21 protein-coding genes and 1 pseudogene are annotated in these 21,803 nt (G+C 73.4%); 9 read left to right on the top strand and 13 right to left on the bottom strand.

The window, feature by feature from the left end; translation table 11 throughout:
• Positions 1-88: 88 nt before the first annotated feature.
• The 6 genes from ACFVYK_RS31645 to ACFVYK_RS31620 all read left to right on the top strand — a co-directional run bounded on the left by ACFVYK_RS31645 (position 89) and on the right by ACFVYK_RS31620 (position 5,942).
• Positions 89-2,881 carry a nitrate- and nitrite sensing domain-containing protein gene (locus tag ACFVYK_RS31645; RefSeq protein ID WP_389779925.1) on the top strand — a complete coding sequence of 931 codons (2,793 nt, stop codon included), beginning with the start codon at positions 89-91 and terminating at the stop codon, positions 2,879-2,881.
• The gene (locus tag ACFVYK_RS31640) at positions 2,878-3,381 is read left to right on the top strand and encodes a roadblock/LC7 domain-containing protein (RefSeq protein ID WP_389779924.1); all 504 of its coding nucleotides are present in this window, start codon (positions 2,878-2,880) and stop codon (positions 3,379-3,381) included. The genes ACFVYK_RS31645 and ACFVYK_RS31640 overlap by 4 nt, the downstream gene beginning before the upstream one ends.
• Positions 3,378-3,809 carry a DUF742 domain-containing protein gene (locus ACFVYK_RS31635; protein ID WP_389779922.1) on the top strand — a complete coding sequence of 144 codons (432 nt, stop codon included), beginning with the start codon at positions 3,378-3,380 and terminating at the stop codon, positions 3,807-3,809. Before ACFVYK_RS31640 ends, ACFVYK_RS31635 begins: the two co-directional genes overlap by 4 nt.
• The gene (locus tag ACFVYK_RS31630) at positions 3,790-4,446 is read left to right on the top strand and encodes an ATP/GTP-binding protein (protein ID WP_389779921.1); all 657 of its coding nucleotides are present in this window, start codon (positions 3,790-3,792) and stop codon (positions 4,444-4,446) included. Before ACFVYK_RS31635 ends, ACFVYK_RS31630 begins: the two co-directional genes overlap by 20 nt.
• 22 nt (positions 4,447-4,468) lie before the next feature.
• Positions 4,469-5,722: a styrene monooxygenase/indole monooxygenase family protein gene (locus tag ACFVYK_RS31625; RefSeq protein WP_389779920.1), complete on the top strand. Its 1,254-nt coding sequence runs from the start codon at positions 4,469-4,471 to the stop codon at positions 5,720-5,722.
• A 67-nt stretch (positions 5,723-5,789) separates the two neighbouring features.
• The gene (locus tag ACFVYK_RS31620; RefSeq protein WP_389779919.1) at positions 5,790-5,942 is read left to right on the top strand and encodes a hypothetical protein; all 153 of its coding nucleotides are present in this window, start codon (positions 5,790-5,792) and stop codon (positions 5,940-5,942) included.
• On the opposite strand, the gene ACFVYK_RS31615 is transcribed toward ACFVYK_RS31620, so the two are convergent.
• The 4 genes from ACFVYK_RS31615 to ACFVYK_RS31600 form a co-directional block, all read right to left on the bottom strand.
• Complete coding sequence (locus ACFVYK_RS31615) at positions 5,915-7,249, bottom strand: NlpC/P60 family protein (RefSeq protein ID WP_389779918.1); 1,335 nt, start codon at positions 7,247-7,249, stop codon at positions 5,915-5,917. The genes ACFVYK_RS31620 and ACFVYK_RS31615 overlap by 28 nt on opposite strands.
• A 360-nt stretch (positions 7,250-7,609) precedes the next feature.
• Positions 7,610-7,903, bottom strand: a complete 294-nt coding sequence (locus tag ACFVYK_RS31610) for a hypothetical protein (RefSeq protein ID WP_389779917.1) — start codon at positions 7,901-7,903, stop codon at positions 7,610-7,612.
• 14 nt (positions 7,904-7,917) lie between these two features.
• Complete coding sequence (locus ACFVYK_RS31605) at positions 7,918-8,568, bottom strand: TetR/AcrR family transcriptional regulator (RefSeq protein WP_389779916.1); 651 nt, start codon at positions 8,566-8,568, stop codon at positions 7,918-7,920.
• A gap of 46 nt (positions 8,569-8,614) precedes the next feature.
• Positions 8,615-9,553, bottom strand: a complete 939-nt coding sequence (locus tag ACFVYK_RS31600; protein WP_389779915.1) for a diiron oxygenase — start codon at positions 9,551-9,553, stop codon at positions 8,615-8,617.
• A 117-nt stretch (positions 9,554-9,670) separates the two neighbouring features.
• On the opposite strand from ACFVYK_RS31600, the gene ACFVYK_RS31595 reads away from it, so the two are divergent.
• On the top strand, positions 9,671-10,582 hold the full coding sequence (locus ACFVYK_RS31595) for an ADP-ribosylglycohydrolase family protein (RefSeq protein WP_389779913.1): 912 nt from the start codon (positions 9,671-9,673) through the stop codon (positions 10,580-10,582).
• 54 nt (positions 10,583-10,636) lie between these two features.
• Here the strand turns inward: ACFVYK_RS31595 and ACFVYK_RS31590 are convergent, their stop codons facing one another.
• The 8 genes and pseudogenes from ACFVYK_RS31590 to ACFVYK_RS31555 form a co-directional block, all read right to left on the bottom strand.
• Positions 10,637-11,167 (bottom strand): DUF3291 domain-containing protein, encoded by a 531-nt coding sequence (locus ACFVYK_RS31590; RefSeq protein ID WP_389779912.1) that lies wholly within the window; start codon positions 11,165-11,167, stop codon positions 10,637-10,639.
• A gap of 45 nt (positions 11,168-11,212) precedes the next feature.
• Entirely contained in the window at positions 11,213-12,670 is a 1,458-nt protein-coding gene (locus ACFVYK_RS31585; protein ID WP_389779910.1) for a peptidoglycan D,D-transpeptidase FtsI family protein, read from the bottom strand.
• Complete coding sequence (locus tag ACFVYK_RS31580) at positions 12,667-14,277, bottom strand: FtsW/RodA/SpoVE family cell cycle protein (protein ID WP_389779908.1); 1,611 nt, start codon at positions 14,275-14,277, stop codon at positions 12,667-12,669. Before ACFVYK_RS31580 ends, ACFVYK_RS31585 begins: the two co-directional genes overlap by 4 nt.
• Before the next feature lie 53 nt (positions 14,278-14,330).
• A complete protein-coding gene (locus ACFVYK_RS31575) occupies positions 14,331-15,035 on the bottom strand; it encodes an SH3 domain-containing protein (RefSeq protein WP_389779906.1) in 705 nt (234 codons plus the stop codon).
• 70 nt (positions 15,036-15,105) lie between these two features.
• Positions 15,106-16,059, bottom strand: coding sequence for an ATP-binding protein (locus ACFVYK_RS31570; RefSeq protein ID WP_389779940.1), 954 nt, complete (start codon positions 16,057-16,059; stop codon positions 15,106-15,108).
• Positions 16,048-16,938: pseudogene (locus ACFVYK_RS31565) on the bottom strand (histidine kinase dimerization/phospho-acceptor domain-containing protein); the annotation flags it as partial. The pseudogene ACFVYK_RS31565 and the gene ACFVYK_RS31570, both read right to left, overlap by 12 nt.
• Positions 16,935-17,735 carry a hypothetical protein gene (locus tag ACFVYK_RS31560; RefSeq protein ID WP_389779905.1) on the bottom strand — a complete coding sequence of 267 codons (801 nt, stop codon included), beginning with the start codon at positions 17,733-17,735 and terminating at the stop codon, positions 16,935-16,937. The pseudogene ACFVYK_RS31565 and the gene ACFVYK_RS31560, both read right to left, overlap by 4 nt.
• A gap of 284 nt (positions 17,736-18,019) precedes the next feature.
• A complete protein-coding gene (locus tag ACFVYK_RS31555; protein ID WP_389779904.1) occupies positions 18,020-18,529 on the bottom strand; it encodes a protein phosphatase in 510 nt (169 codons plus the stop codon).
• A 111-nt stretch (positions 18,530-18,640) separates the two neighbouring features.
• On the opposite strand from ACFVYK_RS31555, the gene ACFVYK_RS31550 reads away from it, so the two are divergent.
• Positions 18,641-19,444 carry a nuclease-related domain-containing protein gene (locus ACFVYK_RS31550; RefSeq protein ID WP_389779902.1) on the top strand — a complete coding sequence of 268 codons (804 nt, stop codon included), beginning with the start codon at positions 18,641-18,643 and terminating at the stop codon, positions 19,442-19,444.
• 128 nt (positions 19,445-19,572) lie between these two features.
• Here the strand turns inward: ACFVYK_RS31550 and ligD are convergent, their stop codons facing one another.
• Positions 19,573-20,466: a non-homologous end-joining DNA ligase gene (gene ligD, locus ACFVYK_RS31545; RefSeq protein WP_389779900.1), complete on the bottom strand. Its 894-nt coding sequence runs from the start codon at positions 20,464-20,466 to the stop codon at positions 19,573-19,575.
• A gap of 46 nt (positions 20,467-20,512) precedes the next feature.
• On the opposite strand from ligD, the gene ACFVYK_RS31540 reads away from it, so the two are divergent.
• Positions 20,513-21,667 carry a Ku protein gene (locus ACFVYK_RS31540; protein WP_389779898.1) on the top strand — a complete coding sequence of 385 codons (1,155 nt, stop codon included), beginning with the start codon at positions 20,513-20,515 and terminating at the stop codon, positions 21,665-21,667.
• Positions 21,668-21,803: the final 136 nt, after the last annotated feature.

Here is a 21,803-nt window from a genome sequence, read left to right as displayed (position 1 = left end):
GAGGGTCGGGAACCGTACCGGACGTACGCGCCAGTTGACGGAGCGTCATATCCGGCCCATGGGTAACGAGTCAGGAATGCGAGCACCGGTGCAGAAGACGCGGCCTCGGCGTACAGGCAGCCAGCCGGCCTCCGAGGGGGGCGCGGAGCGCACCCCTGTCGGCAAGGGCCGCCCGACCCATGTACGCAACCGGCTGATCGTCGCGGTGGCCGTCGTGGCCGCCGCCGTCGCCGGAGCGGGCGCGCCCTCGATCCTGGCCGCGTCCGGTCAGTTGAAGGACTCCCAGGACCTGGTCACCCTGGCCGAGCAGACCCAGGACGCCCTCGCCCTGGCCCAGTCCCTGGCGGACGAACGCGACGAGGTCACCACCTATGTGGCGGCCGGCCGCGTCAAGTCCAGGGCGCCCTCCTCGGACGGCAGCGCCCGGGTGGACCGCCAGGCGCGCGAGCTGACCGCCGAGACGGACGTCTCCGCCGCCCTGCGCAAGGCCCTCGACGCCGTCCCCTCCGTGCGGCGGTCGGCCCTCACCGGCAAGAGCACCGCCCTGCAGGCGCACCAGGAGTACTCCGAGGTCATCGCCGCGCTGCATATCCTCGTCGACCGGCTGGCCGAGCAGACGCCGCCGCGCGCCGGATCCGGCGCGCACGCCCTCGCCGAGCTCGACAGCGCCGTCCAGCAGGCCTCCGCCACCCGGGGGCTGCTGCTCGCGGCGCTGAACGTGCCGACGACGGAGGAGACCTCCTACGACCCCGTCACCGGCCGGTCGAGCACCGAGAAGGTCGCCTCCAAGGCCGACGCCAAGCAGCGCGACGCCCTCGCCGCCGCCGCCCAGCAGGCCCGGCTGCGGTCCGACGCGGCCCTCGCCGGATTCCGCGAGGGCGCGCCCCGGGACGCGGTGGACTCCTACGACTCCACGGTCACCGGCGGCGACGTAGACACCGCCGAGGCCTATCTCGCGTCCCTCACCGACCAGCCGGAACTCAGCGGCCGCGACCTCGACACCGGCGTCAAGAAGCTCGACGCCGCCCTGTCCGCCCGCGTCGACCTGATGCGCGGGGCCGAGTCCTCGCTGTTCGGCCACCGCGCCGAGGACCTCGCCCGGCTGCGCGACGACGACGTCACCGGCCTGGAGATCCGCGTCGCCGTCCTCGGCGCGCTCATGCTGCTGGCCGTCGCCGTGGCCGCGGGCATGGCGCGCAGCCTCACCCGGCCGCTGTCCGTGCTGCGCCGGGGGTCGGCGCGGCTGGCCGGAGCCGAGAACCCCGCGGCCGAGGAGCCGGTCGCGTTCACCGGCCGCAACGACGAGTTCGCCCAGGTCGTCCGCTCGGTCAACGCCCTGCACCAGCACGCCGCCGCCCTCCACGAGCGCGTCGCCACCCTGGAGTCCGACCGCAAGCACCTCGTGGGCCAGCGCCAGCGGATGGCCGACGCCCGCGAGGAACTGCGCGCCGAACTCGCCGCCTCGGCCGCCCGGCTGGACGCCCTGCGGGACAGCATCAGCGGCACCTTCGTCAGCCTCGCCCTGCGCACCCTCGGCCTGGTCGAGCGCCAACTCGCCGTCATCGAGGGCCTGGAGGAGCGCGAGCAGGACCCCGACCGGCTGGCCACACTCTTCAAGCTCGACCACTTCGCCACGGTCATGCGCCGGCACAGCGAGAACCTCCTGGTCCTGGCCGGCACGGAACACGTCCAGCAGCACGCGGGCCCCATCCCGCTGGTCGACGTGGTCCGCGCGGCGGTCAGCGAGATCGAGCGCTACGAGCGCGTACGCATCTCGGCGCTGCCCCCGCACGCGCACGTGGCCGGCTTCGCCGCCGACGACCTCTCCCACCTGCTGGCCGAACTCATGGAGAACGCCACCTCGTTCTCCCCGCCGGACCTGCCCGTCGAGGTCTCCGGCTGGCTCCTGGAGAACGGCGAGGTCATGCTCTCCGTCCAGGACGAGGGCATCGGGATTCCGGACGACCGGCTGGGCGGGCTCAACGCCCGCCTCGCCGAGTTCGACCCCGAGACGCCGTACGACCAGGAGGGCGAGGAGGGGCTCGGCCTCGGGCTGTACGTGGTGGCCCGGCTCGCCCACCGGCACGGCGTGCGCGTCCGGCTGCGCGAGCAGAAGCAGGGCGGGGTGGCCGCCGTCGTCGTCCTGCCCACCCAGCTCCTGGCCGCCGCCCCGGCCGCGGCGGTCCCCTCCGCGGCGCCGGCCGGCGCGGCCGCCCAGGCCTTCTCCCTGCCCGGCGCCGACGCCGAGGCCAACTCCAACGTCCTGCCCGGCCGTTCGAAGCCGGCCGACCCGCTGGTCGCGCTGGCCGAGAAGGCCGTTCGCCAGGCGAAGAGCCCGGCGGAGTCGCCGGCCGAGACGACCATGGAACTCCTGCTGCCGATCCCCCAGGAGGAGCCCGGCCTGGAGGAGCCCGGCCTGGAGGAGCCCGGCGCCCCGCAGGACGAGCACGTCCACGCGTCCCCGGTCACCGACCGCGAGCAAGCCTCCCAGGACCCGCCCGCACCCGCCGACGGATCCGCCGCGGCCGCAGCCGGGACGGAACACGCACGCACCCCCGACGTCCCGGAGGAACCCCTCACCGACAAGGGCCTCCCCAAGCGCACACCCAAGATCACCGCACCCGCCCACGCCCCGCGCCAGCGGACCGGCTCCGTCGACGCGGACGCCCTCCGCCGCCGGCTGGGCGGGTTCCGCCAGGGGGCGCAGGCCGGCTACCGCGAGGTGGAGGCGGAGATCGCCGAGAAGACGGGCCGCAACCGGATCCCGTCGCAAGAGGCAGTACGCGACGCGGCACGGAACTCCGCACGAAAAGCAGCTCAAGAAGCACACGCACACGCCGAAGAAGACACGGGGGGCACAGTCGAGGAGGCAAGCAGTTGACCGCGCCCAGTACCTTCGGACTGAGCAGTGAAGCCCGTAACCTGCACTGGCTGTTGACCAACCTCGTGGAGGAGGTGCCGGGCATCCAGTCCGTCGCCGTCGTGTCCTCGGACGGCCTGCTCCTGCTGTCCTCGGACGCAGTCCGCAACGACGAGGCCCGCCAGGTCCGCGAGAGCAGACCTTCCGGCCCGCGCGGCTCCTCCGCCGACCTCGCCACCATCGTCTCGGGCATCGGCAGCCTCACCATCGGCGCCGCCAAGCTCATGGCGTTCGGCGGGGTGAAGCACACCATGATCGCGATGGACGAGGGCAGCCTCTTCGTCATGTCGATCAGCGACGGCTCGCTCCTCGGCGTGCACGGCTCCGCCGGCTGCGACATGAGCGTGGTGGCGTACCACATGGCGCTCTTCGTGGGCCGCGCCGGACACGTCCTGACCCCCGAACTGCGCAGTGAGCTACGGCAGTCGCTGGAGTCCACGACGACGGGGAGCATCGGATGAGCACCGTCCCGCAGCAGCCGCAGGGCGGCAGGCAGCAGCTCCCGGTCCGCGGCGGCGACCGCAAACCCGCCCGGGTGCGCCCCTATTCGCTCACCGGCGGCCGCACCCGCTTCGGACACGTCCTGCTCGTCGAGACGTTCGTGGCGGCCCTCGAAGCCCCCGAGGAGCGCAAGGAGCTCACGAACGGCTCGCTCAAGTCCACGGTCATGCCGGAACTGCGGGCCATCGTCGAACTGTGCCGCCGCATGCGCACGGTGGCCGAGATCGCCGCGTTGCTGAAGATGCCGCTCGGCGTGGTCCGGGTGCTCCTCAGCGACCTCGCGGACCAGGGAAAGATCCGTGTGTACGGCACCGGTACCGCTCACGGTGCGGGCCGTCCCGACCGCGCTCTGCTGGAAAGGGTGCTGAGTGGACTCCGTCGTCTCTGACGCCGCCTCCTCCTATGGCGTCGCCCCCCTCGTCGCGCCCGTGACCGAGCCCGACGAACCCCTGCAGCCGTGGCAGACGGACCGCACCCGGGCCCCCATAGCCACCAAGATCGTGGTGGCGGGCGGCTTCGGCGTCGGCAAGACCACCCTCGTGGGCACCGTCTCGGAGATCGAGCCCCTCCAGACGGAGGCGCTGATGACCGAGGCCAGCGAGGAGACCGACGACCTCACCGGCACGCCCGAGAAGACCACCACCACGGTCGCCATGGACTACGGCCGGCTCACGCTCGACGACGACCTGGTGCTCTACCTGTTCGGCACGCCGGGCCAGCAGCGGTTCTGGTTCATGTGGGACGACCTGGTGCGCGGCGCTATCGGCGCGGTCGTGCTGGCCGACACCCGCCGCCTGAAGGACTGCTTCCCCGCGCTGGACTACTTCGAGAGCTGCGGACTGCCCTACGTCGTCGCGGTCAACCACTTCGACGACAGCGAGCTGTTCGAGCCGGAGGACGTGCGGGAGGCACTGACGGTTCCCGCGCACATACCTGTCATGATCATGGATGCGCGGCGCCGGATCTCGGTGATCGAGACCCTCCTGGCCCTGGTGGGCCACGCGCTCGACGAAACCCCCGAGTAAGGCCCCTCAAGGAGTTCCCCGCATGCGGAAGATACTCGTCGTCGGAGCCGGCCAGTCCGGTCTCCAGCTCGCCCTCGGCCTCCAGTCGCACGGGTACGAGGTCACCCTGATGTCGAACCGGACGGCGGACGAGATCCGCTCCGGCCGCGTGATGTCGACGCAGTGCATGTTCCACACCGCCCTGCAGCACGAGCGCGACCTCCAGCTGAACTTCTGGGAGCAGCAGGCCCCGAAGATCGAGGGCCTCGGCGTCTCGGTCGCCGCCCCCGGCTCGCACGACCCGGGCCCCACCCAGCGCGCGATCGACTGGCTGGGCCGGCTCGACGGCTACGCGCAGTCCGTCGACCAGCGGGTGAAGATGGCCGGCTGGATGGAGACCTTCGCCCAGCGCGGCGGCCAACTCGTCATCCACGGCGCGGCCGTCTCCGACCTCGACTACTTCTCCCGCGCCTACGACCTCGTCCTGGTCTCGGCCGGCAAGGGCGAACTCGTCCAGATGTTCGGCCGGGACCCGGAACGCTCCCCCTACACCGAGCCGCAGCGCGCCCTCGCCGTCGCCTACGTCCACGGCCTGGGCCCGCGCCCGGAGCACCCGGACACCGAGGCGGTCCGCTGCAACCTGCTCCCCGGCGTCGGCGAACTCTTCGTCATGCCGACCCTCACCACCTCCGGCCGCGCGGACATCCTGTTCTGGGAAGGCATACCCGGCGGCCCGCTGGACGTCTTCAAGGGCGTCAAGGACCCGGCGGAACACCTCTCCCTCACCCTGGAGCTCATGGAGAGGTTCACGCCCTGGGAGTACGCACGCGCCACCCGGGTCGAACTGACCGACGCCGGCGGCACGTTGGCCGGCCGCTACGCCCCCACCGTCCGCAACCCCGTCGGCCGCCTCCCCGGCGGCGGTCTGGTGCTCGGCGTCGCCGACGTCGTCGTCGCGAACGACCCGATCACCGGCCAGGGCTCCAACTCGGCCTCCAAGTGCGCGGCCGCGTACCTCGCGTCGATCCTGGAGCGCGGGGAGAAGGAGTTCGACGAGGAGTGGATGCGCGCCACGTTCGACCGCTACTGGGACACCGCGCGGCACGTCACCAAGTGGACCAACGCCATGCTCGCCCCGCCGCCGGAGCACATCGTCGGCCTGCTGGGCGCGGCCGGACAGCTGCAGCCCGCGGCCGACCGTTTCGCCAACGCGTTCAACGACCCGGCCGACTTCGAGAACTTCTTCTACGAGCCGGAGAAGACGGCCGCCTATCTGGCCTCGGTGTCCGGAGCGTGACGGGCCGCTGACCCGGGCTGTTCTCGTGGGTCGTGGGTCGTGCGTCGTCGGTCGTGGGTCGTCGGTCGTGGGGCGTCGGGCGTCGGGCGTCGTCGCCTGGCTCCCCCTGCGCCGGTGGTCGCGCGAGGCGCCCCGCCACGTCCGCGCGATCCTGCCCGCCACCCCGCCGCTCCCGCTGACGGGCGTGGACGCCTACCGCGCGGCTCTCCTGACGTCCTGACCCGACGCGGTGTCCTGCCCGTCGTGCGGGCCCGCCGGCCCCGTGCCGCGCACCGTCGGCGGTGCGGGGCGCCGCACGGACGCCCCCGGCCGGTCCGGGCGCACCGCTCCCAGCACCGGATGGGACGCGATCGGCGAGATCCTGACGGTCTCGCCGGTCCTCGGTGCCTGGATCACCTCGCCGCCGCCCAGATACAGCGCGACGTGGGTGGCCTCCGGGAAGTAGACCACCAGGTCACCGGGGCGCAGCTCCTTCAACGGGATCCGCCGCAGGCGCGCCCACTGCTCCTCGCTGGTGCGGGGGATCGGGGTCCCGGCGTGTCCCCAGGCCTGGGACGTCAGGCCCGAGCAGTCGTACGACCGCGGCCCCTGCGCGCCCCACTCGTAGGGCTTGCCGAGCTGGCGCACCGCGTACCGCACGGCCTTCTCGCCCTCCGCGGACGGCTTGCCGTCGTCGCCGAGCGCGCCGGACGCGACGAGCTTGTCCTGCGCCCGCGCCACCCCGTCACTCTCCAGCGCGGCGACCGCAGTGAGCTGCTCGGCGGTGAGGGAGGCCAGGAGCTTCTCGACGTCGTCCAGGCGTCGGCGCACGTCGTCGCGCTCCTTCTTCCGGCGGGCCGTGAGGGTGAGCTGGTCGTCGAGGGCGGCGCGGGCCCGGCGGGCCAGCCCGTCCGCCCTGCGCTCGCCGTTCGCCAGCCGCCCGACCGTCTCCTCCCGCTCGCGCGCCAGACGGCCGATCACATGCCCCTCGTCGAGCGCGTGCTGCGGATCCCGGGCGAGCAGCAGCCGTAGGTAGGGGGAGAGGGCGGTGCTGCCCTGGTACTGCCGACGGGCGAGCCGTCCGGCCGTGTCCCGGCTCTCGTGCAGCGAGAGCCGGGCCTTCGCCAGCCCGGTCTCCAGCCGCCCGGTCTCGGCCCGCCGCCGCTCGAGCTCCTCCTCGGTGGCGTTGTAGGCCTCGGTGGCCGCCTCCGCCTCCCGGTACAGCCGCTGAAGGTCCTTCAGCAACGCGGCGACGGTCCGACCGTCGGGGCCGGGACCGGCGGAGGGGGCGGGGTCCGTGGAGGGGGCGGGGTCCGTGTCGGGGGAGTCGGGCGCATCCGTTCCGGCTGCCGAGGGTTCACCCCGGGCCGGGGCCGGGGCCGGGGCCGGGGCCGGGGTCCCGTCCGGGTTCGACGGTGCGGCCGTCGTGCGTTCGCCGGCCCCGGATGGCTGCGTCGTGGCCACGGCGAGCCCGGGGGCCAGCACGGTCTGGGCGGCGAGCGCCGCCGTGGAGACCGAACAGGCCAGACGCAGCAGCCTTCCTGACATGCCATCACCTCCGCTGCGGGGCGGTCCCTCCGTCCCGCAGGGCGAGCATCAGACGTGCGTGCGCGGTCCGCGCGCCGAGCGTGCGCGGTTCGGCCCAACCGCGTCACCCGTCGGCGTCGTCCCGCCGCCCGACCGGCGTGGCGTCGGGCGTGGCGCGGGGCCGGCGCTCCGGTTGCGTGGCGGTCGCTCAGCGGGCCACCGATCGGGTCACTGTCGTGCCGCCGCGTCGGTCGCTCAGCGGGTCACTGTCGTGTCGTTGCGTCGGTCGCTCAGCGGGTCACTGTCGTGTCGCCGTGTCGGTCGTTCAGCGGGTCACCGATCGGGGCGCGTGGCGTGTCGCCGTGTCGGTCGTTCAGCGGGTCACCGATCGGGGCGCGTGGCGGGTCGCGCGGCAGGTTTGGACCAGGGCCAGCGGGGCCGCTCGTCGCCCTTCCCCTCCGGATCGAATTCGTACTTCCAGCCCCGCGGCAGCCCGAGCCGCCTGCTGTGGCCGCGCGGCGCGCGCCGGTAGACCAGAACGGTCGGAGGGCCCCCGGCCGCGTCGGGGACGGGGATGCGGTAGATCTTGGGCGGGTGCCCGGTCGGGCCCAGCAGCACGGGCAGCACCCGGCCGTCCATGGGGCCGCCCTCGAAGGGGGTGTCTTCGCTCTTCACGACACCAGTGTCGATCAGGTCCCGGCGGCCAGCGCATCGCGGACCAGCTCGGCGGTCTGCGCGTCGCGCGCCGCGGTCACCGTGAGGACCGCGACGAACTGGTCCACCAGCCAGTCCCGCAGCTCGTCGGCGGGCGGCTGCTTGTCCTCGTCGAGCCAGATGAGGGAGGCCGCCTCGACCGCGGTGATCCACATCCGCACGGTCATCCGCAGCCGGGGCCCGGGCGCGGGGACCCCGAGGTGGCTGTAGATGGCCTCGGCGGCGGCCCGTCGCACCCCGTCGACGGTGGCGGTCGTCCGGGAGGTCTCGACGACGCTGCCGCCCTGGAGCAGGGCGCTGAACCCGGCGTCATGGCGGCCGACGAAGGTCAGATAGCGGTCGAGGACGCGGGCGAGGCGGGGCAGCAGCGGGCCGTCGTGGGGTTCGTCGAAGCAGTGGTGCAGCTCGTCGGCGGCGGAGCGCAGGGCGGCCTCGTAGAGCTGCTGCTTGCCACCGGGGAAGTACCGGTAGACGAGCGGCCGGGACACCCCGGCGGCCTCCGCCACGTCGTCCAGCGAGACGTCCTCGGGAACGCGGTGCGCGAAGAGCGACAGCGCCGTGTCGAGGAGCTGACTGCGGCGCTCCTCGACACTGAGACGACGGTAGGCGGGCGCGGCGGGGGTCATGACGTGCAGGGTAATCGCCCACCCCCGGCCCGTGCCCGCCGCCGGGTCAGGCCAGCAGGCCGGACGACCTCCACAGCCGCCGCCCGACGCCCCGGAGCACCCCTATGTCGTCCAGGAAGTCCGTCAGCTTCTTCGATCCCGTCTGCATGACCTCCCGGCGGTGCCCGCTCGCCCGGACCTGGGCCACGGCCTCCCGTTGGTCCAGGCCGACGTTCGTGTAGACGTCCGGATTCACGAAGGCCACGGAGAACACCCGCGCGAACTCGCCCGACGTCACCCTCGTGAACTCCTGGGACCACCTCGGCGCCGTCATCATCTGGCGGCGCAGCTCCTCACGGGCGTAGCGCACGTGCCGGGCCTCCTCCACGACGTGGATCCGGGTGACGCCCCGCACCAGCGGCTGGACCCGCTCGTCCGGGAAGGTCAGCCGCTGCATCCAGTCGAGGACCTCCTCGCCGAGCAGGGTGGCGGTGAAGGAGCCGGGCGTCGTGGAGATCGTCTTGAACACCCGGCCCAGGTGCTGGTGGGCGCGGCTCACCGGGTACCAGGGCGTCTCGCCCCGGGTGATCAGGCGGGCGAACATCTTCGAGTGCCGGCACTCGTCCTCGATCTCGGTGAGCGCGTACCGCACGTGCGCGCTCGTCGCGGCCTTGTCGTAGACGTGCCGGACGAGCAGCTGCATGAGGATGAGCTCGAACCAGATCCCGAGGGAGGCGAGCGCGGCGGCCTCGTGCCGCGACAGCAGGATCCGCTGCTCCTCGCCCATCCGCCGCCACATCGGCGTGTCGTAGAGCGACACCAACTCCGGGGGCCAGAACCACTTGCCGTCCTCGAAGGGGGCGTCCCAGTCCAGTTCCCGGTCCGGGTCGAAGGAGTGCTTGGCGGAGGACGCGAGCAGCCGTTCGGCCACCTGCTCCCGGTCCTTGAGCAGGCCCAGCGCGTCCCGCAGCCCTTCCAGCGCGTCGGCATCCGTGAGGGTCGTCATGACTCTTATGAGACTGCCTGTCAGCAAGGCCGTCAATCCCTCACGCGCCATTTGTTGGTCCGGGCCCGGCCGGGTGCTGCGAGAATCGACCTCCACGGACCGCAGGGGGGACGCCGCTTGAGCACCGCGCACGGAAACGACGCCGGCGAAGCCGCCGCCCGCCGCAGTCTGGAGGGCCTGGCCCTCGGCGACGCGTTCGGGGAACGCTGGTTCCCGCTCTTCCGGGATCCCCGGCAGGCCTACGACGAGGTCCGCGCCCGCCGGACCCCCGAGGAACCGGAGTGGCACTGGACCGACGACACGGCGATGGCCCTCGGCCTGCTCCGGGTGCTCGACCAGTACGGGGAGATACGGCAGCGCGACCTCGCGCTCGCCTTCGCGCTCGGCCACGACGCCGACCCGGCCCGCGGCTACGGCCGCGGCATGCACGAGCTGCTGCCCCGGCTGCTCCACGAACCCGCCCGCTGGCCGGAGTTCAGCCGTGAGCTCTTCGGGGGCGAGGGCAGTCTCGGCAACGGGGCGGCGATGCGGGTGGCGCCGCTGGGCGCCTGGTTCCACGCCGACCTGACGCGGGTCGTCGAACAGGCCGCCCGCTCCGCGGAGGTCACCCACGCCCATCCGGAGGGCGTCGCGGGCGCGGTCGCCGTGGCGGTGGCCGCGGCGCTGTCGGTCACGGGGCGGCTCGACCTCGCCGAGGTGGCGGCGTGGACCCCGGACAGCGCCACCCGCGACGGCCTTCTCCGCGCCGCCGGACTCCCCTTCGCCACCGAGCCCTGGAAGGCCGCCGACATCCTGGGCAACGGTCAGCGCGTCCGCGCAGACGACACCGTGCCCTTCGCCGTCTGGTCCGCCGCCCGCCACCCCGACGACCTCGTCGCCGCCCTGTGGGCCACCGCCGAGGGCTTCGGGGACGTCGACACCACCTGCGCCGTCACCGGCGGCGTCGTGGCCGCCCGCACGGGTGTGACGGCCGTCCCCGCCGCGTGGCTGGAGCGCCGGGAGCCGTTGCCCGGCGCGCGGCATCGGTGACCGCCGACGAGCGCCGTGGCCTCCGGCGCCGGCTCCCCGGCGGCCCCGGGCCGATCAGACCGAGCAGCCCAGGTCCCCGGGGACCTCGAAGGCCGGCGGCTGCGCGCCCTGCGGCGGGAACGACGTGCGCAGCCCGAAGGCGTACGGCGTAGGGCCGTTCGCGCGCAGATGGAGGAGACGGGACTCGGCCTCCGCGACCGTCGGGCGGTGCCCGGCCGGCACCCACCACAGGGCCGTCATCGCCTCCGCCACCCGTTCGAAGAACTCCCGTCGCCGGGCGAGCAACTCGCGGTGCCGTCCCTGGTACATGAACGAGGTCAGCGCGTCGAGGTCCCGCCACACCGTCAGGTTGACGATCAGCCAGGAGTCCCCGAAGACCTCGACGTCGGTCGCGTCGCCGCCTTCGGACTGGAGCCGCCACACATAGCCGTCGGCCGCCTCCGCGGTGGCGTTGACCGGTTCGAGGGAATCCACGAAGTCCTTCAACTCGGGCGAGTCCAGGGGAAACTTGAGTCGGGAGATGTTGACCTGTGCGAGTTCGAAAGCGGCTGTCTCGGTGACGTTCTCAGCTCCGGCGTCAGTCATGAGCGGACGGTAGGACACTCCTCTCGCGTCCCGGTACCCCCCGTCTCACGAGTTGAGCACCGCCTCCATCACCGCCCGTGCGATCGGCGCGGCCATCCCGCCCCCGGTGACGTCCCCGCGGCGCGCCGACCCGTCCTCCACCACCACCGCGACCGCGACCCTCGGCTCCAGATCCCGCTCGCCCTGCGCCCAGGAGACGAACCAGGCGTAGGGGACGCCGGCGTTGCCGAGCCCGTGCTGTGCGGTGCCCGTCTTGCCGCCGACGATCGCGCCCGGGATCGCGGCGTTGGTCCCGGTGCCCTCCCGCACCACGTCCGCCATCAGCTCCCGCAGCCGCCGCGCCGTCGAGGGGAGCATCGCCTGGCGGGACGGCCGGGGGCCGGCCGTGGCCACCGTCGCGCCGCCCCTGCGCGTGGTCCGCTCCACCAGATACGGCGTGCGCACCCGCCCCCCGTCGGCGACGGCCGCCGACACCATCGCCATCTGCAGCGGGGTGGCCCGCGTGTTGTACTGGCCGATCGAGGACAACGCCAGCTGCGCCCGGTCGAGCGAGGTGTCGAAGGTGCTCGGCGCGACGGCGAAGGGGATCCGCACGTTCTCGTCGTTGAAGCCGAACGCCCGGGCCGTCCGGGTCATCGCGGGCAGCCCCGTGTCCACGCCGAGCTTGGCGAACACCGTGTTGCACGACCACGTGAAGGCCTCCCGCAGGGGCGCGTCCTCGCAGCCCTCGCCCTCGTTCGTCAGACGCGTCGTCGTCCCGGGCAGCCGGTAGGGGGCGGGGGAGTCGGTCGGCGCGTCCAGGTCCGTGACCACGCCCGCGTCCAGCGCCGCCGCCGCGGTGACCACCTTGAAGGTCGACCCCGGCGGATACGTCTGCCGCACCGCCCGGTTCAGCATCGGCTTGTCCGGGTCCCGGTTGAGCCGGGCCCACGCCCGCTCGGCCGCGGCGTCGTTGCCGGACAGCGCCCCCGGGTCGTACGAGGGGCTCGACACCAGCGCCAGCACCCGCCCCGTCGACGGCTCCACCGCCGCCACCGCGCCCTTGCGCCCGTCCAGACCCTCGTAGGCGGCCCACTGGGCGTGGCGGTTCAGCGTCGTCACCACGTCGCCGCCGGCCGGCCGCCCGTGCGTGACGTCGTTCCACAGGGGGAACGGCGAGAGCAGCGGGTCCGACCCGGAGAGCACGCCGTCCCCGGCGTGCTCCAGGAACGTCGTCCCGTACACCTGGGAGGCGAACCCGGTCACCGGCGCGTACAGCGGCCCGTCCTGGTACGTGCGCTCGTAGCGCAGTTGCTCCCCGGTGTCCCGGGAGCCGGTGACCGGGGTGCCGCCGACCAGGATGTCCCCGCGCGGCTGGGCGTAACGGGCGATGGAGCCACGCCGGTTGGCGGGGTTGTCGTCGTACGGACCGGACTGGACGAGCTGGACGCGCGCCGCGTTGGCCAGGAGCGCCACCAGCAGCAGGGCGCAGAAGAGGGCGGCATGCCGGATGTGCCGGGTCACCGGGTCCCCCCTGGGCTCTCGTCGACCAGTGTGTCCACCGATGTGCCCACCGATGTGCCCACCGATGTGTCGGCCGGTGCGGCCACCGGCGCGTCGTGCGGTCGTGCGGATGCTTCGCCGGCCCGACGGGCCAACCCGCGGGGCACTTCACGGGCCCCCCGACCGGCGGTCGGACCGTCGACCGGATCGGCGGCCTGAGCGTCGACCGGATCGGCGGCCTGAGCGTCGACCGGATCGGCGTAGGGACTGCGGGCCGAGTCGCTCACCCGGATCAGCAGCGCCACGATCGCCCAGTTGGTGACCACCGACGAGCCGCCCTGCGCCAGGAACGGCATCGCCATGCCGGTGAGCGGGATCAGGCCGGTCACCCCGCCCGCGATCACGAACACCTGGAGCGCCACGATCGAGGCGAGGCCGGCGGCCAGCAGCCGCCCGAAGGGGTCACGCAGCGACAGACCGGCCCGGTAGCCGCGCTCCACGAGCAGACCGTAGAGCAGGAACAGCGCCGACAGCCCCGCCAGACCCAGCTCCTCGCCCGCCGTCGCCAGGATGAAGTCCGACTTCGCCGCGAAGCCGATGAGGACCGAGTGGCCGACGCCCAGCCCGGTCCCGAACACCCCGCCGGCCGCGAAGGAGAACAGCGACTGCGCGAGCTGGTTGGCGCCCTGACCGGCCTCGATCGAGGCGAACGGGTGCAGCCAGTCCTCGACCCTGCTGTGCACGTGCGGCTCCAGACGGCCGACGGCGACCGCGCCGAGCGAGGCGAGCAGCAGCCCCACGGCGATCCAGCCGGTGCGGCCGGTGGCGACGTAGAGCATCACCACGAACAGGCCGAAGAAGAGCAGGGACGTGCCGAGGTCCCGCTCCAGGACCAGTACCCCGACGCTCAGCAGCCAGATCGTGACGATCGGCCCGAGCACCCGTCCGGTGGGCAGCTGCATCCGGCTGAAGCACCAGATCCGGCGGCCCGCGTAGCTCAGCGCCGTGCGGTTGGCCGCCAGATAGGCGGCGAAGAACACCGCCAGCAGCACCTTCGCGAACTCGCCCGGCTGGATGGAGAAACCGGCGATGCGGATCCAGATCCGCGCCCCGTTCACCGCCGGGAACAGGATGGGCAGCGTGAGGAGGGCGAGCGCCGCCACCACGCACACGTACGAGTACCGCTGCAGCAGGCGGTGGTCGCGCAGCGCCGTCACGACCACGATGAACAGGGCCACCCCGACCGTGGACCACACCAGCTGCGTGGGCGCCGCCCGGTCGCCGGGCGTCTCCAGATCGAGCCGGTAGATCAGCACCAGGCCCATCCCGTTGAGCAGCACGGCGATGGGGAGCAGCAGCGGGTCGGCGCAGGGGGCGCGCAGCCGCACGGCGAGATGCGCCAGCAGCGCGAGCACCCCCAGTCCCGCGCCGTAACCTGCGGCGCCGGGCGGCACGGAACCGCTCCTGGCGAGACCGACGGCGCAGTACCCGTACACGGAGAGCAGAACGGCCAGCACGATGAGGGACAGTTCGACGCCACGGCGCCGGGGGAGGCCCACCAGAGCGGCGGGCGCGTCGGCCGCCGCCACGGTGGTACCGGTTCCTGCTCCGACTCCGACTTTCGTCATGTCCGGAACCTACCTAAATGGGGCTCCTTGTGAGCCGTTGACGATCTTTCGGGTCAGCACCAGCGCGGCGTCGCGCCGATGACGTCGATGTACCGCGCCGCGCCCCAGGCCCAGGTGCCGTCCGTGAGGAGGTACCAGACGGAGTCGCCCTGGACGTTCTGACCGGGGGTCCTGCAGAAGATGGAGACGATCTCGCCGCGACGGGCCACCCGGATCACCTGACCGGCACGGGTGGGCGCGCTGCGCAGCAGCAGCTCGCGCGCGGTGACGCGTCCGCGATAGTGGCGGGCGTCGTTCTGGTTGCCCGACTGCCAGTCGCCGCCGCCGCCTGACTGTGCGTTGCCGTTGCCGCCGCCGCTGTCGCCGCCACTGGACTGCCAGTTGCCGCCGCCGTCGCCCGACTGCGCGTTGCCGTTGCCGCCGCCACCGGACTGCCAGTTCCCGTTCTGGCCGTTCTGGTTGCCCTGGCTGCTCTGGTTCCCTTGGCCGTTCTGAGCGGCCTGGTTGCCCTGGCCGTTCTGGTTCCCCTGGCTGCCTTGGCCGTTCTGGTCGCCCTGACCGTTCTGGCCGCCTCCGTCGCCTCCGTCGCCTCCGCCGCCTTGGTCGAGCCAGTCGTACGAGTCGTCGCCCTGGGTGTTGTTGCCGCCGCCGTCACCGTCCCAGTCGTCGGCGAACGCCGGGGCGACGGCCGCGGTGGCGGCGAGGGCGCCGGTTGCGGTGACTATGGCGAGACGGGTGAGAGCCGAACGCACGGACATGGCGATACCTCCAGGAAGAGGGTGGAGCTGACTTATCGCCACATTAGGAGCGGTTCGCGCGTGTCGCCCGTCACGCTGCGCCATCGGGGAGGCGGGACGGAGCGGGAGGCGTCTGAGGCAGCGTCAGCGTCGCCACCGCACCGCCGTCCGGCGCGTTGGTGAACGTCAGTCGCGCGCCCAGCACCTCCGCCTGCCCCACCGCGATGGTCAGGCCGAGGCCGTGCCCCTTCGCCCCGCCCTCGGTGCGGAACCGCTGCGGCCCGTGCGTGAGCAGGTACTGCGGATAGCCGTCCCCGTGGTCCCGCACGGTGACCACGGGCCCGTCGACCGTGAGCGTCACCGGGGCCCGCCCGTGCCGGTGCGCGTTGGCCAGCAGATTGCCGAGCACCCGCTCCAGCCGCCGGCGGTCGGTCTCCACGTGCGCGTCCCGCACGATGACGACCGTGACCTCGCCGCCGGTCGTCGAAGCCCCGCCGGTCGCCGCACTCCCCGAGACGTCCGCAGCGCGGGAGGAGACCGGACCCCCGGAGTCGGCGGGACGCCCGGAGTCGGCGGGACGCCCGGAGTCGGCCGGACCCCCGGAGTCGGCTGGACGCCCGGAGTCGGCCGGACCTCCGGAGTCGGCCGGACGCCCGGAGTCGGCCGGGCCGCCGGAGTCGGCTGGACGCCCGGAGTCGGCCGGACCTCCGGAGTCGGCCGGACGCCCGGACGCCTTCGGCGTCTTGGACGGCCTCGGAGCCCCGTCCGCCGCGGCCGTCCCGTGCGTAGCGGTGCTCCCGTCCGTTGCCGTCGTCCCGGAGGCCGCCTGAGCCTCGCGGGCCGCCGAAGTCCCGGAGGCCGCCTGAGCCTCGCGGGCCGCCGAAGTCCCGCCGGGTGTCGGAGAGCCGGGGGCCGCCGAAGTCCCGCCGGGTGTCGGAGAGCCGGGGGCCGCCGACGGCCCGGGGGCTGTCGGAGAGCCGGGGGCTGCCGACGGCCCGGAGGCCGCCGGAGTCTCGAAGAAGTCCGTGGCCTCCGCCGCCCGCACCACCCGCACCGCCAGCGCGCCCAGGTTCTCGGCGTCCAGCTCCAGCCGTTCCCGCCCGGTGTCCAGCCGGGAGATCTCCAGCAGGTCCTCGGTGAGCGTGCGCAGCGCCGCCACCCGGTCGCGCACCAGTTCCGTCGGCCGTCCCGGCGGCAGCAGCTCGGCCGCCGCGTGCAGCCCGGTCAGCGGCGTGCGCAGCTCGTGCGCCACGTCGGCGGTGAAGCGCTGCTCGCTCAGCAGCTTGCCCTGCAGCGAGGACGCCATGGAGTCCAGCGCGACGGCGACCGCGCCCACCTCGTCCTGCGGCCGGCCAGGCTCCTTCGCCCGACGGTCGTCCACCCGCGCGTCCAGGTCGCCGGCGGTGATCCGCCGGGCCACCTGCGCGGTGGTGTGCAGCCGCCGGGTCACCCGGGTCACGGCGACGGCGCCGACCAGCAGCGTCGCCCCGATGGCCAGCGCTGACGACCACAGGATCGCGGTGTCGAGCGCCTCGATGGTGTGGGCGCTCTGCGAGTAGTCGATCACGACGGCGAGGGCCCGCCCACCGTCGGCGGGGCCGGCCGCCCACATCGTGGGGCGCCCCCGCCGGTCAGCGACCATCGTGCCGCGCTCCCCGGCGACCGCCAGGGATCGCAACGACGTGGGCAGCTCGGGCGGATCCAGGCTCGCCCCCCGGCCGAGCGAGTCCCCGGCCTCGAACGCCGTCGTCGCGTCCTTCAGCCGGGACAACGCCAGGTCGCGGGCCTGGCCGACGGTCTGGTTGGTCACCGAGACGTGCACCAGGATGCCGAGCAGGGCGGCCAGCGCGCAGCACATCACCGTGATGAAGGCGGCGGCCTTCACGGCGAGCGTGCCGGCCCAGGAGGGCAACGCCGGCCTCATCGACCGCTCGCGTACGAGGACGCCGTCGAAGAAGCCGAAGATGTCGAAGGGGATGTCGATGACGACGCGGACGCGGACGCCGAGCCCGACGGTGACGCGGAGGACGACGTGGAGGGGCTGACGGAGACGGAGGGCCGGGGGGAGAGCTTGCGACCGCCGATGCGGAGCATCTCGTCGTGGGTGAGCAGCATCGCCTGCTGCTGCTGGTCCCAGGTCCACTGCAGCCGGTACTCGTAGCCGGCCACCTCGGAGGGGGCGCGGATGATCACGGACCGCCCGGCCAGCTCGACCGCGCTCACGGCGTCCTCGTAGGCCATGATCTGCACGAGCCGGTTCTTGCGCACGGTGTAGACGCGGACGGCCGTCAGGTTGCCGGGCAGTTGCCGGAAGCCGAGGGTCAGGTCGTCGTGTCCGTCGCCGGTGAGGTCGCGGTAATACGCCTTGAGTACGGGGCACCTGCTGCCCGCCGCGCCGCTCCTGCCGCAGTCGGCCATCCGGCGGGCCGTCTCGCCGTAGGTTCCCGCGCCGTAGTCGCCCGGGTGCTCGGCGATCTCCCTGCGCACCACCGCGACCGGGTCCACCTCGCGGATGTCGCCGTGCGGCACGGTGATGCCCTTGACCACCTCGGTGTCCACCTCGCCGATGTCGAAGGCCGGACTGGAGGCGGGGGTCAGATCGGGCCACAGCTTGTCCGGGCTGACGGCCGTCGGCGTCGCCCCCGCGCCCTGCAGCTCGCCGGCGTCTCCGCAGCCCACCGCGGCCGAGGCCAGCAGGACGGCGACGGCGGCGGCGAGCACGGGCCGCCGGCCGCAAAGGGCGGGGCGACCGGGGCGACCGGGGCCACCGGGGAGACCGGGGAGACCGGGACGGCTGCGGAACACGGGACTCCTGTGGCTCCTCTCGGACGACGATGACGCCAGGCCCCGTACACCTTATTCATAGGGAAGTCCGTTTTGCGTACCGGTGGGCCGGCGGCGCTGACGCAGCGTACTGCGGCCCTGAAGCGCCGTGCCTGTGACGCTGACCATGGAGGAAGCGATTACTCGGTTGTCACGATCACTCGGCTACCACGATCACTCGGCTATTCGGCCAGCTCCTCCAGGAGCCTGGCCGTGGGCAGCCCCGCCCGCAGGTACTCCACGAACAGCTCGTTGTGCAGGGCCCAGGGCGAGCGCCGTGACCGTATCAGCCGGATGGCCCCGTCGGCCGAGTGCCCCTGGCGCACCAATGTGTGGGCCACGACCAGGCCCGAGCGGTTGTAACCGCTGTAACACCGGACGAGCACCACGAGGCCCTCGTCGATGGCGTCCCCCGCCGCCTGCGCCAGCCGGATCACCCCGGCGAGCTGGGTTCCGTCCAGCGGTCCGTCCGGGATCGGCCACACCTGGTGGCGCACACCGGGATCGGGTCCGTGCCCCTCGCGGGCCCGGGTCAGCGTCTGGACGAGATCGAACTCGCCGCGCGCCACGGCCGGCCGCCGCTCTCCGCCGGGCCCCCGGAACTCGTGGCCGCCCATCCACAGGCCGGGCACGATCTCGCTCCACGGACGGTCCGGAAGAGGTACGCCAGGCTGTTTCCTGCGGGTCCGCAACGGCGCCTCCCCCAACGCACTGCCCAGTGCCTGCCCAGCACGCGCCGTGGGTAACCGCCTTCTTGCCCCGGAGCGCCCCTCCTGTTCCCATGGTCGAAGGGGTGATGGTGCATGAACGGACTGCGCGTCATACCGACCTGGCGGCACGGCCGGGAACGGATCTACGTCTGCCTCGCGGACGGCAGCAACATCGCCTGGTACGACCGCGAGGCGGCCAGGATCAACCTCATCGGGGACGAGCGCAGACAGGACGTCCTGGAAGCCCTCGGTCCCTTCCTCACCGGCCCGGTCACGGTGGGCCCGCCTCCGGCGCCGACTCCCGCGGAGCTGGCCCGGCTCTCCCTCCACCCGGACGACGACCTGGCCCCCAACCGCCCCGGCGAGGCCCTGGTGATCGACCTGGACCGCGACCCGCCCCCCGCCCACCGGCTCCGCACCGACCCCCGCCGCCGTGCTCTGGCGGCCGAGCAGACGGTCGGCGACGCCCTGGACCGTCTCGACGGCGCCGGCTGGCACACCCTGCACTCCGTCGCCCTGCCCGGCGGCGACCGGGTCCACCACCTGGCCATCGGCCCCGCCGGCCTGTTCGCGATCCACACGGTGCCCGCCCGCAGACAGCGGGTGCGGATCACGGACCCGATGGTCGTCCTGGGCCGCCGCGGCCCCGAGCCCCTGCTGCGCCGGGCGCGCGCCGCCGCCGACCGCGCCTCCTACGCCCTGACGGCCGAGGTCCGCCCGGTCCTGGTCCTCGTCGGGCCGGCGGACGTCTCCGTGACGTCGCCCCCGCGGGGGACCCGCGTCCTGACCGACGCCGACCTCCCCGACCTGGCGCGCCTGGGCGGCGTCCTCAAACCGGCGGACGTGGAAGCCCTGCACGCGATGGCCAGGGACCGGGGGACCTGGGCGCGGGTGTGAGGTGAGTGAGGTGAGTGAGGTGAGTCCGGGGAGCGCGGGGTGTGCGAGTCCTGCGGGGTGCGGGGCAGCTCCCGTCACCGAACCGGCGGGAGGCCAGGGGGAGGCCGGGGGCCGGGGCACCGACGGCGTCAGGACGCCGCCCCCGGCACCGCCCCCGCCCGGTCCGCGTCGGTCAGCGGCGCCAGCAGATCGCCGAAATCCCGCAGTCGCGGCGGGACGTCGGACGCCGTGAAGGCGAGCGTCCCGGCCGACCGGCACTCCTCGACCTCCTCCCACGTCACCGGCGCCGACACCGTGGGCTCCCCCCGGGCCCGCAGCGTGTAGGGCGCGGCCGTCGTCTTGCGCGCCGCGTTCTGGCTCCAGTCGACGAACACCTTCCCCGGCCGCAGGCTCCGTGTCATCCGGTGCAGCACCAGCCGCGGAGCGGCCCGTTCCGCCTCCACGGCCAGCTGTTTGGCGTACTCCGTGACCCGTTCGGACGACGCCCCCCGCACCGCCGCCAGCAGATGCAGCCCCTTCGACCCGGACGTCTTGGGGTACGCCTCGATCCCGTCCGCCGCCAGCCGCTCCCGCAGCCACAGCGCGACCTCGCAGCACTCGACGACGGTCGCGGGGGCGCCGGGATCGAGGTCGAAGACGAGCCGGTCGGCGAGCTCCGGCTCCTGAATCACCCACTGGGGCGTATGGAACTCGGTGACGAGGTTCGCCGCCCAGACGAGGCTCGCCAGGTCCTGCACGACCACCATCCGCGCCGGCCCCTCCGAACGCGGCACCTCGGCGGTGGTGACCCACTCGGGCGTCCCCGGCGGCACGTTCTTGGCGAAGAAGACCTGCCCGTCGGGCCCGTCCGGATAGCGCAGGAAGGACAGCGGCCGGTCGCGCAGATGGGGCAGCAGGGCATCGGCGACGGTCGCGTAGTAGTGCAGCACCTCGCCCTTGGTGAACCCGGTCGCCGGATACAGCACCTTGTCCAGATTGCTGAGCGCGAGCCGCCGCCCCTCCACCTCGGTGATCGGCGTCATACGATGAGAATCACACGAAACCGGTACATAACGCTCACTCGGGAGGGTGCTGCACGTGCGATCCATCTGGAACGGCGCCATCTCGTTCGGCCTCGTCAGCATCCCGATCAAGCTGGTGAACGCCACCGAGAGCCACTCGATCTCCTTCCGCCAGATCCACACCGAGGACGGCGGCCGCATCCGCTACCGCAAGGTCTGCGAACTGGAGGAGCGCGAGGTGACCTCGGCCGAGATCGGCAAGGGGTACGAGGACGCGGACGGCACGATCATCCCGATCACCGACGAGGACCTGTCCCACCTGCCGCTCCCGACCGCGAGGACGATCGAGATCGTGGCCTTCGTCCCGGCCGACCGGATCGACCCGCTCCAGATGGACGCCGCCTACTACCTCCAGGCGGGCGGCGCCCCGGCGGCGAAGCCTTACACGCTGCTCAGGGAGGCCCTGAAGCGCAGCAACAAGGTGGCCATCGCGAAGTACGCCCTGCGCGGCCGCGAACGCCTCGGGATGCTCCGCGTGGTCGGCGACGCGATCGCCATGCACGGTCTGCTCTGGCCGGACGAGGTCCGCGCGCCGGAGGGCGTCGCCCCGGACACCTCCGTCACCGTCCGCGACAAGGAACTCGACCTCGCGGACGCCCTGATGGACACCCTGGGCGAGGTCGACCTCGACGACCTGCACGACGAGTACCGCGAGGCCGTCGAGGAGGTCGTCGCGGCGAAGGCGGCCGGCGAGACGCCCCGCGAGGCCCCGAGCGCGCCGTCCAGCGGCAAGGTGCTGGACCTCATGGCCGCCCTGGAGAAGAGCGTGCGGGCGGCCAAGGAGTCGCGGGGCGAGGAGCGGGAGCCCGCGGCGGAGCCGGAGGCGGCGAAGGTGAGCCGCCTGCCCCAGCGCACGTCCGCCCGCAGCGCTCCCAAGCAGACCGGCGGCAAGAAGTCGACGTCCACGGCGAAGAAGACGACGGCCGCTTCGAGGAAGTCGACGCAGGCGGCGAAGAAGCAGGCGGCGTCGAAGAGCACCGCGGGAGCGAAGACGACGGCGGGCACCAAGACCACGGCGGGCGCCAAGAGCACGGCGGGTGCCAAGAGCACGGCGAAGAAGACCGCCGCGAAGAAGGCGTCGACGACGGCGACGGCGACGGCTACGGCGACCGAGAAGAAGACCGCAGCGAAGAAGACGGCGACCCGCAAACGCACAGCCTGACTCAACGCCCTTCCGAGCGGCGCGTCATCGCCGGCGGCCGGCGGCGACGGTCGATCTCCGATCCCCGGCCCCGGCCCTGGCCGCCGGCCCCGATCCCCGGCTCCCGGCTCCCGGCTCCCGGCTCCCGGCCCCGATC

Origin of the sequence: Streptomyces sp. NPDC058291 (assembly GCF_042880855.1) — a bacterium.
Taxonomy (GTDB): Bacteria; Actinomycetota; Actinomycetes; order Streptomycetales; family Streptomycetaceae; genus Streptomyces.
The sequence above is the reverse complement of the archived record's forward strand: the minus strand, read 5'-3'. Positions and strand labels throughout refer to the sequence as shown.

Coding starts and splice junctions, on each gene's coding strand:
- ACFVYK_RS31635 (WP_389779922.1), top strand. CDS start 3,378: ATGAGCACCGTCCCGCAGCAGCCGCAGGGCGGCAGGCAGCAGCTCCCG.
- ACFVYK_RS31625 (WP_389779920.1), top strand. CDS start 4,469: ATGCGGAAGATACTCGTCGTCGGAGCCGGCCAGTCCGGTCTCCAGCTC.
- ACFVYK_RS31615 (WP_389779918.1), bottom strand. CDS start 7,249: ATGTCAGGAAGGCTGCTGCGTCTGGCCTGTTCGGTCTCCACGGCGGCG.
- ACFVYK_RS31605 (WP_389779916.1), bottom strand. CDS start 8,568: ATGACCCCCGCCGCGCCCGCCTACCGTCGTCTCAGTGTCGAGGAGCGC.
- ACFVYK_RS31600 (WP_389779915.1), bottom strand. CDS start 9,553: ATGACGACCCTCACGGATGCCGACGCGCTGGAAGGGCTGCGGGACGCG.
- ACFVYK_RS31590 (WP_389779912.1), bottom strand. CDS start 11,167: ATGACTGACGCCGGAGCTGAGAACGTCACCGAGACAGCCGCTTTCGAA.
- ACFVYK_RS31580 (WP_389779908.1), bottom strand. CDS start 14,277: ATGACGAAAGTCGGAGTCGGAGCAGGAACCGGTACCACCGTGGCGGCG.
- ACFVYK_RS31575 (WP_389779906.1), bottom strand. CDS start 15,035: ATGTCCGTGCGTTCGGCTCTCACCCGTCTCGCCATAGTCACCGCAACC.
- ACFVYK_RS31550 (WP_389779902.1), top strand. CDS start 18,641: ATGAACGGACTGCGCGTCATACCGACCTGGCGGCACGGCCGGGAACGG.
- ligD (WP_389779900.1), bottom strand. CDS start 20,466: ATGACGCCGATCACCGAGGTGGAGGGGCGGCGGCTCGCGCTCAGCAAT.